A 17,591-nucleotide genomic window follows, 5' to 3' on the forward strand; every position below is an offset into this window, starting at 1 on the left:
TGCTTGATGTGTCAGTCTAAGCCTGTCGAAGACTAATTGTAATAAATGATAGGAATATAATCAACGAGCTCAGTGCAAGAAAAGCGGTTAAATTTTTAACCGCTTTTTTTATGCAATTTGATCTGCCTTGTCATCATGATTAAAAAACCTAAATTATTATGGCAACGCTAAACGAATCTCAAAGCGGCAAGGCTGCAAAAGGAAGAACCAAAAAACCAACCCCAAGGGTAGATCTTACCGCAATGGTAGATCTGATGTTTCTATTAACCACATTTTTTATGCTCACCACGTCATTAGGCTCGTTAAATGCGGCGGATATAGCCAAACCTGTTAAGGACGATGGTGTAATCGAACCGTATCCAGAATCGCGAACCATGACGATTTTGTTGGGAAAAAATAACAAGGCCGTTTGTTACATGGGCACAATAGAAAAGGCCAATATGAAAGTTATCCCAGTGGCAACCATTCAAAAAGAAATCATTTCAAACGAGAAGCTGGTTGCCGAAACCCATCAGCATAATCCTGTCAAATATATGATCGTCATCATCAAACCCAGTAAAACCTCCAGGTTTCAGGATTTTGTCGATGTAATTGATGAGATGAAGATTGCCAATATTAAATCATATACCATCGACGATGATCATATCGCCGAAAAGGAGGTAGAATTTATGAAAAATAATGGGCTCTAAATAAGCTGTTCTTAAAGGAATCTGCTTAAAAAACAGCGGATAAAAAGAATATAAATCGCTTATTCGCTAATGAATAAATTGAATATGAAAACTAATACCCTAGTTTTTTAGTAGAGATTGCGTTTTTGATATACTGGAGATCGTTTTTGTCCTACTTATTAACGAATCGTTAGGTTTATGTTAGATGCTTAATACTACATCTGTATAGCTAATTTGGTTACATTCGTCGAAGTGTTTGGCCAAGCATCAGGCGCAGCCCGAAAAGCCTTAAAAGAGTAGGGATCTTAAAACTCAAAAAAAATCTAGTATGAAAAGTTTAGATTGCTGCCGATCGTTTATTCGAAATTATGGATCTGGAACGCGAAAGTGATGAGAACCAGATCGAATTAAGTACGGATAAAATTGGGGATATTCATTTTGAAAATGTTTCCTTCCGTTATGGAATGCGGTTGCCTGTTTTCGAAAACCTGAATTTAACCATTCCGCAGGGTAAATTTACCGCCATTGTGGGCGAGAGTGGATCAGGGAAATCCACGCTAATGTCTATTCTGCAGAATATTTATCCCATACAGGCCGGCAACGTGCGCATCGGGAAATACGATCTAAAATACATTACCAATTCTTCGCTGCGCAGATTGGTATCGGTAGTACCCCAGCAGATCGATTTAGTTGCAGGCAATGTAATCGATAATATTGCCATTGGCGAAGAAGAACCCGATATGCAAAGGATTATCGACATCGCTACCAAACTTGGTCTCATCGGCTTTATTGAAGCTTTGCCAAAAGGTTTTCAAACCTATTTAGGTGAAAATGGAACCGCATTATCCGGCGGACAAAGACAGCGTATTGCCATTGCAAGAAAATTGTACCGTGATCCTGAAATTCTGATTTTAGATGAAGCAACTTCATCACTCGATTCGGTTTCAGAGCAGCATGTACAGCGAATGATCGAACTTTTAAAAGCTGAACAGAAAACGGTAATCGTAATTACACACCGATCGAGCACATTGAACAATGCCGATAAAATTATCGTATTGGATAAAGGTGTGGTGGTTGAACAGTGAAGCCACCAGGACCTGAAATACCATTTGGCCTAATTATGAAGTTTAACAAGGCATGAGCGTAGGGAAAACTTCGTAAGTTACATGCGGGCAGAAACAAAAAAAGGCGTCATGCATGGCTGCAAAACGCCTTTTTCTATAAATTGACGCGAAAAATTAAATGCCGAAAGCAGCTTTAACCTGGTCTACATAATCCAATTTCTCCCAGGTAAACAAATCAACAGTAACTGTTTTTTCTTCACCGTTTGGTGTTCTGAAAGTTTTGGTAACGGTTTCTGGTGTACGGCCCATGTGTCCGTAAGCAGCAGTCTCACTATAAATTGGGTTTCTTAATTTTAAACGTTGCTCAATAAAGTAAGGACGCATATCAAAAATCGATTCTACAATTTTAGCAATCTCACCGTCTGTTTTACCCACTTTACCCGTTCCGTAAGTATTAATGTAAATACCCATTGGTTTTGCAACACCGATAGCGTATGATACCTGAACCAAAATTTCGTCGGCAACACCTGCAGCCACTAAATTTTTAGCGATATGACGTGTAGCATAAGCCGCACTTCTATCTACTTTACTTGGATCTTTACCCGAGAAAGCACCACCACCGTGCGCACCTTTACCACCGTAGGTATCCACAATGATTTTTCTTCCGGTTAAACCGGTATCACCATGTGGACCGCCGATTACAAATTTACCGGTCGGGTTAATGTGGTATTCAATTTTATCGTTAAACAAATGTGCGTAAGCTGGATTGCTTTTGATAATTCGAGGGATCAGGATGTTCACTAAATCAGTTTTGATTTTCGCCAGCATGCTTGCTTCTTCATCAAAATCATCGTGCTGTGTAGAAATTACAATCGCATCAATGCGTACTGGTTTGTTGTTATCGTCGTATTCTAAAGTAACCTGGCTTTTTGCATCCGGACGTAAATAAGTAATTTCATTATTTTCGCGACGTAAAACAGCCAGTTCCTGTAATAATTTATGAGAAAGGTTTAATGCCAATGGCATATAATCTTCAGTTTCGTTGGTGGCGTAACCAAACATCATACCTTGATCGCCAGCACCTTGTTCTTCTTTGTTCGTTCTATCTACACCCTGGTTAATATCTTGCGACTGCTCGTGTATTGCAGATAAAATTCCGCAAGAGTTGGCCTCAAACATATACTCGCTTTTGGTATAACCAATTTTCTTGATTACATCACGGGCAATTTGTTGTACATCTAAATATGTTTTAGATTTTACCTCACCCGCCAAAATAACCTGACCAGTTGTTACCAAAGTTTCGCAGGCAACCTTTGATTCTGGATCGAAAGCCAAAAAGTTATCAATTAATGCATCCGAAATTTGATCGGCGATTTTATCTGGGTGACCCTCAGAAACAGACTCTGATGTAAATAAATATGACATTTATTAAATATTTAGTGATAAATAAACAAATTTAAAATCGCCAAACCCCTAGTAAACAGGTGGTTAAATAATTGAAAGGAGGTATTAGCAATTTTTTTAAGTGGTTGCAATCCGGTCCCGAAGTATCGGGATAGCAAATCAATCCACTTTTAACTGTTGCAAAATTAGCATATTTTCTTTATTTCAAAAATTATAGATTATTTTGTGCACTCATTCTTACACTTTGCACACAAAGATTAATATCCTCTTTATCATAAACCCTATCTCTGGTGGGAGAGGGAAGTTGCGTATTCCCGATTTTATCGATAAATATCTGGATAAAGAAAAGTTCAGTCCGAACTTCGTTTTTAGCGAATATGTTGGTCATGCCGGCGAACTGGCAGACGAAGCGGCAACCAAAAATTTTGATGTGATTGTAGCTGCGGGTGGCGATGGAACCATTAACGAAGTGGCCAGCCAAGTGTTAAAACACAAAAAGATCTTAGGTATTTTACCGCTCGGATCAGGAAATGGCCTCGCCCGGTTTTTAAATATTTCTAAAAACCTAAGGTATGCGCTTTCTATCATCAACAACTTTAATGTTGATGAGATTGATACGGCTGAGTTTAACCAAAAATGTTTTTTCAATCTGGCAGGAATGGGTTTCGATGCCCATTTGAGTGCTGTTTTTTCGAAAGATAAAAAGCGTGGTTTATCGGGTTATGTGAAGCTGGGTTTTAAAGAGGTTTTTAACTATAAAGCACAAACATATTTAATCAATATCGATGGTACCGAATACAGAAGGAAAGCTTTTGCCATCAGTATTGCCAATTCTTCGCAATATGGAAACGATGTCTACATCGCGCCCAATGCTTCGGTAAAAGATGGCTTGCTAGATGTTTGTATTATTAAACCTTTCCCGATAATAAAATTGCCTGTATTGGGTTATGTCATGTTAAGGGGCAAGGCCGAAACATCGGATATGATTGAGATTATTAACGGAAAAAATATTAAAATTATAAGGGAAACGGCAGGCGCAGTGCATGTAGATGGCGAGCCTTTACAAATGGGAACTGAGATTGAAGCGGTGATAAAGCCACTCTCGCTCAAAGTAATTGTGCCCTAGTGTGTGGCGTTTAGTGCTTGGCGTTTGGAGTGGATTTGGCGAATAAACGATCAACTATAAACTATCGACTGGTGAACAAAAAATCGGTTTGGAGTTTTGGAGTCGATTAACCGATTAACCAATATATAATGAGCCAATGGCCAGTGAACCAAAGAACTTTTATAAAACATGAAACCAAAGAAAAACAGTTTAAGCGATCTTGGCGGAATTATGTATTCTACCAATCCGGAGTTCGAATACGAGGAAGAAGTTGATAATACGGTTACCTCTCCGAACAATCAACAGGATTTAAGGGTAATGCTCGATAAAAAAAATCGTGGCGGCAAAGCTGTAACCTTAATTACAGGTTTTAGCGGCCGGCCAGAAGATTTAGACGTACTTGGCAAAATGCTGAAAACCAAATGTGGTGTGGGTGGTTCGGTTAAAGATGGTGAAATTATGATCCAGGGTGATGTACGCGATAAAGTGATGGGAATTCTTCAAAAGGATGGTTACAAAGTGAAAAAAGCCGGGGGGTAACAAAACAGAGTTGTCATCCTGAGAGCAACGAAGGATCTTTTTTGATTTAGCTTGTTGCCATAGTCTTCAACTACATTCAGAGTACGATGCCTGCAATCTATGCGTCATTCCCAACTTGCTTGGGAATTGTAATGCCTTGATGGGGGTTTGTATGTTGTATCAAGATTAGCTTCGCTTAGGGCGTTTGTCAGTCTAAGCATAGTCGAAGGCAGCGCAGTGCTCAATACGCAAAAACTATTCCCTGCGGTATCGCTTTACGGATTACGTTGTGCACCCTCAAATCTAAATACTACCCCAAACCTGCCATTTACAAGTTTATTCATGCCACATTCTGTTTTACTGTTTCCTGAGCAGATTTTTTGCAAGATGTTTATGGAAAATTAAACGCATGAAAAAGATAATCCTTGCCCTTTCATTCCTGTTTTTCGTTTTAGCGGCGAATGCGCAGAAAAATAAATATTTGGTTGATGAATATGGTAATCCAATGCACTATTCTATTGCAAATAGGTTTTCTAATTGCAATATATTTCTAGTGGTTGATGGGAGTACTGAACAGGTTACCCCATTCGAATACTTAAACAATCTTGCTTTAGGGAATGTAGTTTTATTAAAAGGCGCAACATCAATTGAGCTTGAAAGTCGGATACAAAAGGACAGCTTGAGTTTTTATCGTTATTCAATTATAGAAAATGACTCAATACAGCTTAAGAGGGATGCAATTCCAGTAAAGATAAAATATAAATGGGGCAAAGGAAGTGTGCTGCCAAATTACGTAGCTGTAGATTTAGGGACGTTTAATGTTATAGGTAAAAAAATAGAAGTTCAAATATTCAGAATTGATAATAAAAAAAGAGTTAGCCGAGTATTCATATACAATAAACCAATTTTGCCACCGCAATCCTTATCATTTAAGGTATTAGAAAAAAAAGGAGCCAAGAATATTAAAAATAGGACCAATCTAATCGTAAATGAAAAAGTAAAGGGGATTAGAGTTATGATGAAGAATACAGATTTTAATATTCTATACTCAGTAACTGTTGATCATGTTGATGCCCGTTCTTCTGCCACGCTTGAGCCTAAATGGAAATTGATTAAGGGTGCCAATTTGGTAATTGGGGATATCAATGTTGAAAATTTTATTAGTTCCGGTAAATATGAGATTATCGTATACCCCAAAACCCGTACTTATTCTTATTGGAAGGATAATACATTGGCTAGAACTTTCCATTTTACAGTAGAAAAACCAAAGGAAAATTTTTTTACTTCTAAAGACCTATTGAAAGGCGCAATCATAGGTGGATTCTGTGGGCTTGTAGCGGTTTTAATTCTTAATAACCGTAAAAGAAAGGCAGCCAGGTTACTTGCTCAGAAGTCTCAGGAAAAAGAAATCGCCAAACTCCGGTTAGAATCTGTCCGTTCGCAGTTAAACCCGCATTTTTTATTTAATGCGCTTGCAGGCATCCAAACACTGATGAACAAAAACGAAATCGACAATGCCAACCGCTACCTTGTTAAATTTGCCCGTTTAACGCGCAATGTTTTGGATCATAAGGAACTCATTAGCTTAACCTCAGAAAAAACGCTTTTAGACGATTACCTGCAGATGGAGCAATTGCGTTTTGGCTTTCAATACCAGATCAGTGCTTCGCCAGATCTGGATGTAGAGAATATCGAAATACCTGCAATGCTTCTGCAGCCCTTTGTAGAAAATGCCGTAAAACATGGTATTGCCGAAAAGGGAAATGATGGTAAGATCGAGATTGATTTTATCAAACAATCATCAGATCTGATCTTAAGCATAAAAGATAATGGAGATGGCTTTGATGTGACCAAAAATTACGAGGGTTTAGGTTTGGCATTGACCAAAAACAGAATATCTTTACTCAATTCCATCTATAAGGAAAATCAGTTTTTTTTGGAAATGAAAGCGGATGTAGAAGGAACGATAATCAAAATCACCTTAAGCCAATGGTTATAAAATGCGGGCAATTTTAGTAGACGACGAAACAGCCAATTTAGAAAATCTGAGGATTTTACTGGATAAACATTGTCCAAATATTAAAGTAGTTGCCACTGCAGGCAATATTAAAGATGCCTTTACCCAGGCGAACCTACACCATCCCGATCTGCTTTTTTTAGACATCCAAATGGGGAAGACAACGGGTTTCGATTTATTAAACCAGCTTGCCGAAAAAACATTTGAAGTGGTTTTTGTAACCGCTTATGATAATTACGGTATCCAGGCGGTAAAATTTGCAGCATTAGATTACCTACTTAAACCCGTAGACCCTGACGAACTAAAAGCGGCTGTAAATAAAGCCGAGATCAGGATAAAAAACAAAATACAGGGCGAACAGCTCAATTTTTTACTGAGTCAGATCAAAAAGAGCGAGCCGGGCATTCCGAAAATTGCCTTGCCTCAGCAGCACGAAATTCGTTATGTGTCGGTTGATGACATTATACGCTGTGTGGCCGATAATACCTATACGTTTTTCTTTTTAAGCAATGGCGATAAAGTTTTGATCTCAAAACCACTAAAAGAATATTCAGATATGCTAAAACCACATGGTTTTGTGCGGGCACACCAAAGTCATCTCGTAAACCCCAAATTTGTAAAGAGTTGGTTAAAAGAAGATGGCGGAACCTTACTGATGAACAACGGCGATAAAATTCCGGTAAGCAAGCCGAATAGGGAAATGGTAAAAGAGATGCTTGGCAAATAGCTTTTCAAACCTCGCAGGTTTTTGAAACCTGCGAGGTTTAATAAATGCAATACTAAAAGCCTGGCGCTTAATCCTCATCAAAACCTACCCAATACTAAATATTGGTTTTTAAATGTATAGTGCGTAATTACTTTCACTAAACATTTAAATCAATCAATATGAAACAGCTATTATTTTTATTCTTTTTTATCATTTCTTTTGGATTACAGGTCCCGCATGCTGCAATTATTGGCGTGCCTGAATTAATTATCCTTCTTATTGTTGGTTTTATTGCAATTGCTGCAGTGGTCGGTTTTGTTTTCTTATTTTTATATTTAGTTAAAAAGCGCAAACATGTTCAAAATGAAAAATAAGATAGTTTTCGGATTAATTTTTATACTGGCCTATGGCATTCAAATTGCGCATGCGGCCATGTTGGGCACAGCCGAAATCATCATTATTTTGATTGTTGGGTTGCTGTTTTTGACTTTCGTTTTTGGCATTTGTATGCTCATCTATTTTTTAATCAAAAAAAGCCGGCATACGCCTCCAAATCTGGCACCAAATACTGTTGCGATTAACTTTCCTCCTGCTGCTTTTCAAAACCCTGTAATGGAGGAAAAAAAAGAGAAGATGGAAGCTGTTAAAACAAATGGCCGGATTGCTTTGCCCCAGCAAAATGAAATCAGGTATGTAAACACGGAAGAAATCATCAGGTGTGAAGCAGATAACAATTACACCAATTTCTTTTTCAGTGACGGAGATCAGCTGTTGATTTCAAAATCGTTAAAAGAATATTCCTACTTGCTGAAACCGCATGGTTTTGTGCGGGCACACCAAAGCCATCTCGTAAACCCAAAATTTGTAAAGAGCTGGTTAAAGGAAGATGGCGGGACATTGTTAATGGATAGCGGTGATAAAATTCCGGTATCCAAACCAAATCGCGAATTGGTGAAGGAAATGTTGGGAAAGTAGTTTTTCCAAAGTTGAACCACTATGACACAAAGAACACCAAGATAATTGATTGATTGGTTTTGGAACGACTTGTTTACAGAAAACGGAAAAAATCTTGGTGCCTTTGTGGTCAATTATCGAAACACTTATAAAAACTCCGCAAACGCTGTGGTTAATAAACCTTACATTTTTGTACTTTTGCGGCTATGTCAGTTATTAAACCCTCATTAGCAAAAGGTACCCGCGATTTTACCCCGGTTGAAATGGTAAAACGCAATTTTATTTATGAAACCATTAAAACGGTTTTCAGGAAATATGGCTATGCAGAAATCCAGACCCCAAGTTTCGAAAACCTGTCTACCTTGACCGGAAAGTATGGCGACGAAGGCGATAAACTGATTTTTAAAATTTTAAATAGCGGAGAGTATCTTAAAGATCCGAAAAAGAAAGCATTCGATTTTTCGGAAGAAGACAACAGCAATAAACTGATCCCGCTCATCTCTGAAAAAGCTTTACGTTATGATTTAACAGTGCCTTTTGCGCGTTATGTAGTAATGCACCAGCACGAAATTACTTTGCCCTTTAAACGTTTTCAGGTGCAACCTGTTTGGCGTGCCGATCGCCCGCAAAAAGGCAGATATCGTGAGTTTTATCAATGTGATGTGGATGTGGTGGGCTCTGAAAGCTTACTGAACGAGGCCGAATTTATTTTAATCTACAATGAAGCGCTAAGCAAACTAGGACTAAAAGACTTCAGTATAAAAATTAACAACCGGAAAATTTTATCGGGTATAGCCGAGATTATTGGGAAGCCAGATTTAATTATCGATATGACCGTAGCCATCGATAAACTGGATAAAATCGGTTTAGATGGAGTAAGTAAAGAACTGTTGGAACGTGGCTTTACCGAAACGGATTTAGAAAAACTCCGGCCGGTGATTTTATTGGAGGGAACCAACGAAGAGAAACTGGCCAGTTTAAAGGATGTTTTGAGCCAATCTGAAACGGGTTTAAAGGGTATAGCAGAAATTGAACAGGTTTTTGAATATGTAGAAAGTCTGATTTCTTACGGTTTGCCACTGGTTGCGAAATTAGAATTGGACATTACTTTGGCCCGTGGTTTAAACTATTATACCGGTTGTATTTTCGAGGTTAAAACCAACGAGGTTGCCATGGGCAGTATCGGCGGCGGCGGTCGTTACGATGATTTAACTGGCATGTTCGGTTTGAAAGACTTAACGGGAGTAGGTGTTTCTTTCGGTGCCGACCGCATTTACGATGTATTGGAAGAATTAAACCTTTTCCCTGCATCTGCTGAAGTGGGAACAAAGGTATTGATCAGCAATTTTGATGCGGAAGCGGAGAAGTATGCCTTGCCGATTATTCAGCAGTTTAGAAACGCGGGCATTTCAGCTGAATTATACCCAAGCTCAGCTAAACTGAAGAAACAGATGGCCTATGCTGATGCTAAGAATATCCCTTATGTAATTTTAATCGGTGGCGATGAAATCGCAAGCGGCGAACTCACACTAAAAGACATGCAAAGCGGTGAGCAGAAAAAACTGACGGTTTTGGGTATTCTAGAATTACTAAAGGTTAATTAACCACAGAGACCACCGTGTTTTCACAGAGAACATGGAGGCGGGAGCGTGACGGATTTGGCGAATTTTCTAAGCATACGATTTCCTTTGCGGTTAAACCAGCCTGCCCAATCGTAATAAAACGGGGAAATGAACATTTTTTTCCGCATCATCGCCCCAGGCTTCTTTGAGTTCGGTAAACATATATTCGAGCGGGTTCCGCTCATTTGCCTTTTTATAATGCTGTAAAGAAGACCAGGTATTTAAATAGCCGATCAGCTGGTTAAAATTCCAGGTGGTTTTGATCTGAAAATGTGGGGCGATAATTTCTTCAAAAGGAAAGGGGATGGTTTTATAACCCTCTTCAATATAACGGCGTTCGCTGTCCCAGTATTTACCCAGGATATCTTCATAAAGTTTATGAACGGCTTCATCTACTTTTTTATCGATAAACATGATGCCATAACCAATTACCGCAAAAAGCCCGGCGGGTTTTAGTGTTCTTTTTACCTCAGCGTAAAATGCCTCGAAATTAAACCAATGAATGGCCTGTGCTACCGTAATTAAATCAAAACTATCATTAGCTACCGAAGTCTGTTCTGCAGGTTCAACCTTATACGTGATATTGGGCAACTGTAAAGCATTTTTTAATTGGTTCTCGCTAATGTCAGTTGCGTAAACGGTATCGAAATGCTGGGCCAATACACGCGCCACCTGACCGTTCCCTGTGGCACAATCCCATGCTGATTCTTTATTTTTTACCAAAGCAAACAGGTAATCGTACAATTCTTGCGGATAAGTTGGCCGGTAGATGGCGTAATCGGCAGATTGGGTAGAAAAATTATCTTTCATTTTATTAATGATTGAATTTTGAGTGAGAGAAGGAGTGAATTGGAATAAATGGTAATGACTCAGCCTTTCTGTATAAAATTATCATATTTTTGAATAACAAGTGGGCCTGATTTAAGTTTCATTTCTACATTCAAATCGTTCAAAATTCAATCATTCAATAATTCTCTCATTTACTCATTTTCAAATATGGAAAAAACAGTACGCCAAAACGAAATCAAGGATGTAGAATACAGGTTGAAATCTATATTCGGTGGTTCGGTAGGCAATCTGGTTGAATGGTATGATTGGTATACTTACTCTGCCTTTGCCCTTTACTTTTCACCTGCATTTTTCCCAAATAGCAACCCAACGGCACAGTTACTGGATACCGCAGGAATTTTTGCCGTTGGCTTTTTAATGCGCCCTATTGGCGGTTGGTTATTTGGTAGTATTGCCGATAAATTGGGCAGAAAACGATCGATGACACTCTCTGTGCTGATTATGGCCATAGGTTCATTGATTATCGGTTTAACCCCAGGTTATAAACAGATCGGCATTGCGGCTCCATTATTATTGATTTTTGCCAGATTGATCCAGGGATTGAGTACCGGTGGCGAATATGGAACCTCAGCCACTTACCTCAGTGAAATGGCCACCAAAAAACACCGGGGCTTTTATTCGAGCTTTCAGTATGTAACACTAATCGGTGGACAGTTACTGGCGCTCGGCATTCAGCTGATTTTGCAAAACTGGTTGCTTACACCTGCCGAACTGCACGATTGGGGCTGGCGGATTCCCTTTTTTATTGGCGCCATACTTTCTTTCATTGCTTTATATCTACGCCGGCACATTGATGAAACCGCTGCTTTTAAAAGTAAAAGTTCAGCAGATAAAAAAGGTGGCATTGCAGCATTATTGAAATATCCAAAGGAGGTTTTCACCGTTGTAGGGTTAACTTTGGGTGGAACAATTGCCTTTTATACGTTTAGCACCTACATGCAAAAGTTTCTGGTGAATACCGTGCATTTGAGTAAAGAAACTTCCACCACCTTATCGTTCATTTCATTGCTCGTTTTTGCCATCATGCAGCCTTTATTTGGCTTGTTATCGGATAAAATTGGCCGCAAACCTTTATTAATTGGTTTCGGAATTTTGGGCACATTATGTACCTACCCAATTTTAACAGGTTTAGCTGGAGAAAAGAATACCACAATCATATTTCTGTTAATGATCGGCGCTTTAATTATTGTGAGCGGTTATACGAGTATTAACGCGGTAGTGAAGGCAGAACTCTTTCCGGCCGAAATCAGAGCCCTTGGTGTGGGTCTACCTTACGCGTTAACCGTTGCCATTTTCGGTGGAACAGCTGAATATTTTGCACTCTGGTTTAAAAAAATCGGTCATGAAAATTATTTCTACTGGTACGTAACCGGATGTATTTTAATCTCACTGATTTTATATACTACCATGAAAGATACCAAACACCACTCAAAGATTGAGGATTAATTTGCGAGCAGAATGTGGAGATGTCGTCATGCTGAATTCATTTCAGCATCTATCAAGGGAAAGATAAGACCCTGAAATAAATTCAGGGTGACGTCAAACTACAAATAATTACTCACCTCAATCAAATTCATATCTGGATCGCGGAGGTAAATAGAAATAATTTTACCGTTCGCTCCGGTCCGCTCTAAGGGGCCTTCTTCAATTTCGATGCATTTTTCTTTCAGTTCCTGCATTACTTCGCGCAGCGGAAAATCGGTAATAAAACATAAATCGGCCGTTCCGGGCATGGGTTTAAATGCTTTTGGCTCAAATTCGCGCCCATATTGATGCAGGTTGATTTTTTGATTGCCAAATTTTAAGGCTTTTCTATTTTCGCCAAATTCGATAATTTCCATGCCCAAAGCCAGGCTGTAAAATTTACAGGTACTTTCTAAATTGGCAACGGTTAGTACAAGATGATCTAAATTTTTGATGTCCATAATATTAAATTAGAACTAAAGCAAGCATCCTTTTGTTTTAGGTCAAGGATTTATGCTACCGATATTTGGTTAGTAAATTATCGACAAACAAAATACTCAATTTTTATATATTTACCATTATGCAAAACCTGCCTCCTTTAGCCGAACGTATGCGCCCTCAAAATCTCGATGAATACGTTGGTCAACAACATTTAGTAGGAGTAGGAGCGGTGTTGCGTAAAGCGATAGAAAGCAGTCAGCTCCCATCCATGATTTTTTGGGGCCCACCCGGAGTTGGTAAAACCACCCTGGCCTACATCATCTCACAGGCATTGGACCGTCCTTTTTTTAATTTGAGCGCCATTAACAGTGGCGTAAAAGATATCCGCGAGGTAATAGATCGTGCGGCACAGTTAAAAGATAGTTTTTTGGGTTTGCCCATTCTGTTTATTGATGAGATTCACCGTTTTAGCAAATCGCAGCAGGATAGTTTATTGGGTGCGGTAGAAAGAGGCTTGGTTACTTTAATTGGTGCCACAACCGAAAATCCATCATTCGAAGTCATTTCCGCTTTGCTTTCACGTTGTCAGGTATACATTTTAAAGTCGCTAACTGAAATTGAACTGGTTGGTTTATTGCAAACGGCGATTAAAAAAGATACGATTCTTGCAGAGAAAAAAATTACCATAAAAGAACACGAGGCGTTGATCCGTTTATCGGGAGGCGACGCGAGGAAATTGCTAAATGTGCTCGAAATCGCCATTAACGGTATCGGTGGGAATAAGATTGTACTCACCAATGAAAATGTACTGGCGCATGCTCAGCAAAACCTTGCACTATATGATAAAGCCGGAGAACAGCATTACGATATCATTTCAGCTTTTATTAAATCCATCCGGGGCAGCGACCCCAATGCAGCGGTTTATTGGTTGGCGCGGATGATAGAAGGCGGCGAAGACCCGCTGTTTATTGCAAGGAGGTTACTGATTTTATCATCAGAAGATATCGGGAATGCAAATCCCAATGCTTTACTTTTGGCCAATAATTGTTTTACCGCGGTAAATGTAATCGGTTATCCAGAAGCACGCATTATCCTTTCGCAATGTGTAACCTATCTGGCCAGCTCACCTAAAAGTAACGCCTCCTACGAAGCCATTAACAAAGCGCAGGCTTTGGTTAAACAAACTGGAAATCTGCCCGTGCCGCTGCACATCCGAAATGCACCGACCAAACTGATGAAAAATATTGGTTATGGAAAAGATTATCAATATGCGCACGGTTATGAAGGTAATTTTTCGCCGCAGGAATATTTTCCTGAGGAGTTAAGTGGTACGAAGCTCTACGATCCGGGTAAAAATGCAGCAGAAGAGAAGCTGCGCGAGAAACTTCGCCAGAATTGGAAAGACAAATACAAATATTAGTGTAACATTTTCTGCCGATTGCATACTAATAGGTATATTGACTAAAAATCAAACACCTAAACTAAATATGCTAAGTACTTTTTTAAGCCATCAAAGAAAATCTTTCTGGCGTTCGCGAAACAGGGGCAGTAGCATTGCCGGCCAGATTGTTTTGGGTTTCTTTATGCTCTATTTCTTTGCCATTGCCGTAGGCGTTGGTTTCGGGATGTCGCATTTCCTCCCAAAAATTTTCCCAAACAAAGAGGTAATTTCCAGTTTTAACGGAATTATACTCTATTATTTTGCATTCGATTTTATCATGCGTTTGCAGTTCCAGGAGTTGCCAACCCTAAGTATTATCCCTTACCTGCATCTAAAGATCCAGAAAAGTAAGATTATTAATTTTTTAAATGTTAAGGCATTGTTCTCGGCATTTAACATATGGCCTTTCTTTATTTTCCTGCCTTTTTGTTTTATTAAAATTTCTGGTGAGTACGGAGCTTTAGTTACGATGATGTACATCGTCTCTATATTTTCGATCATGATTTTTAATAACTATTTGGTGTTGTACATCAAGCGGAAATCAATCACCAATACATTATATACTTTTCTGGGGTTGGTTGTGATTGCGGCTTTTGCAGCATTGGAATATTATAAAGTGATTTCGATCATGGCAGGTTCTGATTTTGTGTTCAGGGCCATCGCTGAACATCCTTTATATGGTTTTGCATTTACTGTTGCTGCAGTCGCCGTATTCTTTTTTAACTCAAATTTCCTGCGTAAAAACTTATACGTTGAGGAGCTAAGTACCAGGCAGGAGAAAAAAGGCAGTACCGACTACGCTTTCCTTAATCGTTTTGGTAAAGTGGGCGAATTGGCCGCTCTTGAGCTTAAGTTAATCCTTCGTCACAAACGTCCGCGTTCTTCGGTTATCCTTGGTTTCTTCTTCCTTTTTTATGGCTTTATCTTTTATAAAGAAAAGGCGATCAATAGCGATGCCTTTGGACAAATGATGTTTGGCGCTATTTTTATGACTGGAATCTCCATCATTATTTACGGACAGTTTATGTTTGCCTGGCAAAGTGCCCATTTTGATGGTTTACTCGCCAATAAGATCAATTTTAAAGATTTTATCAGGGCTAAGTTCTTATTGTTTACTATTGGTTGTACCATTATTACCTTGTTGGCAAGTTTTTACGGGTTTTTAAGTCCGAAATTATTACTGTTACATTTGGCGGCCTACTTATACAATATTGGTTTCGGAACCGTAGTGGTACTTTATTTGGCCACACTGAATTATAAAAGATTGGATATAACCAAAGCGGCTAGCTTTAATTATCAGGGAACGGGTGCTACACAATGGTTATTGATGTTCCCTTATGCACTTACGCCCATTTTAATTTATGTGCCATTTGGGATATTGCATAAACCTTACTGGGGTTTGGTTGCAGTATCTATTTTTGGTTTGGCCATGTTGTTGCTACGTGGCTTCTGGGTAAACTACATTGCAAAAAGATTTGAGAAACAACGATATAAAATAGCCGAAGGCTTTAGAGAATAATTATGATTTTAGAAGTTAAGAATTTACAGAAAGTTTATGGCGATAAAACCGTTGTAAACATCGAAGATTTGCAGATTGCTGCCGGCGAAACCGTTGGTTTGGTTGGGAATAACGGTGCTGGTAAAACCACTTTCTTCCGTATGCTTTTAGATTTGATCCGCCCAAGTAATGGCGAGGTTTTATCAAAAGGTGAAAACGTAATGCAGAGCGATAACTGGAAGAATTATACCGCATCATTTTTAGATGAAGGTTTCCTGATCGATTATTTAACCCCTGAGGAGTATTTCATTTTTATTGGCAGCTTACACAAGATGAGCGTGGCCGATGTTTCTGCCTACCTTAGCCAGTATGGCGAGTTTTTTAATGGCGAAATATTAAAAAGTGGAAAATATATCCGAGATTTTAGTAAGGGGAACCAGAACAAAGTAGGTATCGCAGCGGCGCTGATGCAAAAGCCAGAAATTTTAATTTTGGACGAGCCTTTTGCCAACCTCGATCCAACTACACAGATCCGTTTAAAAAAATTGTTGAAAGAGCATACGGGCAACATGACCACTTTTATCTCCAGTCACGATTTAAACCATGTTACCGATGTATGTAACCGGATTATCCTGGTAGAAAAAGGAAAGGTGATCAAAGATTTCAAAACAGATGAAAATACATTGAAAGAGCTGGAGAGTTATTTCTCCGCTTAGTTTTTGTACTAAGAATGATACATAATAAAAGGGCGTTGATTCTTCAGCGCCCTTTTTTGGCCACAAGGATTCCTGTTTTGCTTCAAAATTGGCCAAAATAGGCAGAAAATACATTTTGCATTGATTTTGGCATTGTGTTTGAATACAACGAGTAGAAATTATAAATCTAGCATATCATGAGTATTTCAAAAGTAAGAATAGCGACATTAAGTATAGGATTAGCCGTGGGATCTATGGCCTTCCAAAGTTGTGATAGTTTAACTAAAACACAAAAAGGTGCCGGTATTGGTGCTGCAGCAGGTGGTGTAATTGGTGCATTAATCGGTAAAAAAGCCGGTAATACAGCAGTTGGTGCCTTAATTGGTGGTGCTATCGGTGGTACAGCAGGAGCTTTTATCGGTCGTAGAATGGACAGACAGGCAGCTGAAATCCAAAAAGCTATTCCAAATGCAGAAGTTATTCGTGAGGGTGAAGGGATTATTGTAAAATTTGATAGTGGTATTTTATTCGATTTCGATAAAACGGCTTTAAAAGATGCAGCTAAAACAAATGTACAGAGTTTAGCTTCGTCATTAAACCAATATCCTGATACAGATATCAAAATTATTGGTCATACCGATAGCCGTGGTACAGAGCAATATAACATGGGCCTATCAGAAAGAAGAGCGGCAGCAGTTAAAGCTTATGCAGTTTCTCAAGGTGTGCCATCAAGCAGGTTAGTTACCATCGGTAAAGGTTTTGCTGAGCCAATTGCTGATAACGAAACTGATGCTGGCCGTGCAGCTAACCGTCGCGTAGAAATTGTAATTGTAGCTAACGATGCATTAAAAGCAAGCGCACAAAAACAAGGATAATATCGCAATTTCCCTCTACCTATGAGGTCATTATAAATGCAGCCCCGGTGTACATCCACCGGGGTTTTTTGTGTTATGAGTTGTCAACTTTCTCGTCAACCCGCTCTTTAAGTTGACAACTCTGTAATAGAGATACAATTGTGGTGTCAGATGTTACCAACTGACACGTAATAAATTTTATATTTTTCCTCCTTGTTTGGTGCCTCACCACACTGTAAACAGGGTTAAAGTAATTGTGGTGTCAGATGTTACCATCTGACACTATTTTT

General features: G+C 39.0%; 17 protein-coding genes. 14 read left to right on the forward strand and 3 right to left on the reverse strand.

Annotated features, from left to right (window positions below; translation table 11 throughout):
- Positions 1-158: 158 nt before the first annotated feature.
- Both R2S57_RS02365 and R2S57_RS02370 read left to right on the forward strand, forming a co-directional pair.
- Complete coding sequence (locus tag R2S57_RS02365) at positions 159-689, forward strand: biopolymer transporter ExbD (RefSeq protein WP_316843505.1); 531 nt, start codon at positions 159-161, stop codon at positions 687-689.
- Positions 690-1,036: 347 nt separating this feature from the next.
- Positions 1,037-1,753 carry an ATP-binding cassette domain-containing protein gene (locus tag R2S57_RS02370; RefSeq protein WP_316843506.1) on the forward strand — a complete coding sequence of 239 codons (717 nt, stop codon included), beginning with the start codon at positions 1,037-1,039 and terminating at the stop codon, positions 1,751-1,753.
- 153 nt (positions 1,754-1,906) lie between these two features.
- Here R2S57_RS02370 and metK read toward each other — a convergent pair whose 3' ends face one another.
- Positions 1,907-3,157 (reverse strand): methionine adenosyltransferase, encoded by a 1,251-nt coding sequence (gene metK / locus R2S57_RS02375; RefSeq protein WP_316843507.1) that lies wholly within the window; start codon positions 3,155-3,157, stop codon positions 1,907-1,909.
- A 223-nt stretch (positions 3,158-3,380) separates the two neighbouring features.
- Here metK and R2S57_RS02380 point away from each other — a divergent pair, with 223 nt between their 5' ends.
- The 7 genes from R2S57_RS02380 to hisS all read left to right on the forward strand — a co-directional run bounded on the left by R2S57_RS02380 (position 3,381) and on the right by hisS (position 10,041).
- Positions 3,381-4,262: a diacylglycerol kinase family lipid kinase gene (locus R2S57_RS02380; protein ID WP_316843508.1), complete on the forward strand. Its 882-nt coding sequence runs from the start codon at positions 3,381-3,383 to the stop codon at positions 4,260-4,262.
- A 168-nt stretch (positions 4,263-4,430) separates the two neighbouring features.
- Positions 4,431-4,781: a translation initiation factor gene (locus R2S57_RS02385; protein ID WP_316843509.1), complete on the forward strand. Its 351-nt coding sequence runs from the start codon at positions 4,431-4,433 to the stop codon at positions 4,779-4,781.
- 388 nt (positions 4,782-5,169) lie between these two features.
- On the forward strand, positions 5,170-6,759 hold the full coding sequence (locus R2S57_RS02390; RefSeq protein ID WP_316843510.1) for a sensor histidine kinase: 1,590 nt from the start codon (positions 5,170-5,172) through the stop codon (positions 6,757-6,759).
- 1 nt (position 6,760) lies between these two features.
- A complete protein-coding gene (locus tag R2S57_RS02395; protein WP_316843511.1) occupies positions 6,761-7,504 on the forward strand; it encodes a LytTR family DNA-binding domain-containing protein in 744 nt (247 codons plus the stop codon).
- Between the two features lie 158 nt (positions 7,505-7,662).
- Entirely contained in the window at positions 7,663-7,857 is a 195-nt protein-coding gene (locus R2S57_RS02400; protein ID WP_316843512.1) for a hypothetical protein, read from the forward strand.
- Complete coding sequence (locus R2S57_RS02405) at positions 7,847-8,458, forward strand: LytTR family DNA-binding domain-containing protein (RefSeq protein WP_316843513.1); 612 nt, start codon at positions 7,847-7,849, stop codon at positions 8,456-8,458. The genes R2S57_RS02400 and R2S57_RS02405 overlap by 11 nt, the downstream gene beginning before the upstream one ends.
- A gap of 185 nt (positions 8,459-8,643) precedes the next feature.
- Entirely contained in the window at positions 8,644-10,041 is a 1,398-nt protein-coding gene (hisS, locus tag R2S57_RS02410) for a histidine--tRNA ligase (RefSeq protein ID WP_316843514.1), read from the forward strand.
- A gap of 90 nt (positions 10,042-10,131) precedes the next feature.
- Here hisS and R2S57_RS02415 read toward each other — a convergent pair whose 3' ends face one another.
- A complete protein-coding gene (locus R2S57_RS02415; protein ID WP_316843515.1) occupies positions 10,132-10,869 on the reverse strand; it encodes a class I SAM-dependent methyltransferase in 738 nt (245 codons plus the stop codon).
- A 186-nt stretch (positions 10,870-11,055) separates the two neighbouring features.
- On the opposite strand from R2S57_RS02415, the gene R2S57_RS02420 reads away from it, so the two are divergent.
- Positions 11,056-12,354, forward strand: coding sequence for an MFS transporter (locus R2S57_RS02420; protein WP_316843516.1), 1,299 nt, complete (start codon positions 11,056-11,058; stop codon positions 12,352-12,354).
- Positions 12,355-12,452: 98 nt separating this feature from the next.
- Here R2S57_RS02420 and R2S57_RS02425 read toward each other — a convergent pair whose 3' ends face one another.
- The gene (locus R2S57_RS02425; protein ID WP_316843517.1) at positions 12,453-12,833 is read right to left on the reverse strand and encodes a VOC family protein; all 381 of its coding nucleotides are present in this window, start codon (positions 12,831-12,833) and stop codon (positions 12,453-12,455) included.
- Between the two features lie 119 nt (positions 12,834-12,952).
- On the opposite strand from R2S57_RS02425, the gene R2S57_RS02430 reads away from it, so the two are divergent.
- From R2S57_RS02430 to R2S57_RS02445, 4 genes are all read left to right on the forward strand, one after another.
- Positions 12,953-14,233, forward strand: a complete 1,281-nt coding sequence (locus tag R2S57_RS02430) for a replication-associated recombination protein A (RefSeq protein WP_316843518.1) — start codon at positions 12,953-12,955, stop codon at positions 14,231-14,233.
- 67 nt (positions 14,234-14,300) lie between these two features.
- Entirely contained in the window at positions 14,301-15,773 is a 1,473-nt protein-coding gene (locus R2S57_RS02435) for a DUF5687 family protein (RefSeq protein ID WP_316843519.1), read from the forward strand.
- Between the two features lie 2 nt (positions 15,774-15,775).
- Positions 15,776-16,468, forward strand: coding sequence for an ABC transporter ATP-binding protein (locus R2S57_RS02440; RefSeq protein ID WP_316843520.1), 693 nt, complete (start codon positions 15,776-15,778; stop codon positions 16,466-16,468).
- A 176-nt stretch (positions 16,469-16,644) separates the two neighbouring features.
- Positions 16,645-17,322 carry an OmpA family protein gene (locus tag R2S57_RS02445; RefSeq protein WP_316843521.1) on the forward strand — a complete coding sequence of 226 codons (678 nt, stop codon included), beginning with the start codon at positions 16,645-16,647 and terminating at the stop codon, positions 17,320-17,322.
- Positions 17,323-17,591: the final 269 nt, after the last annotated feature.

It is taken from the genome of Pedobacter psychrodurus (genome assembly GCF_032678585.1).
In the GTDB taxonomy this organism is placed as follows: Bacteria; Bacteroidota; Bacteroidia; order Sphingobacteriales; family Sphingobacteriaceae; genus Pedobacter; species Pedobacter psychrodurus_A.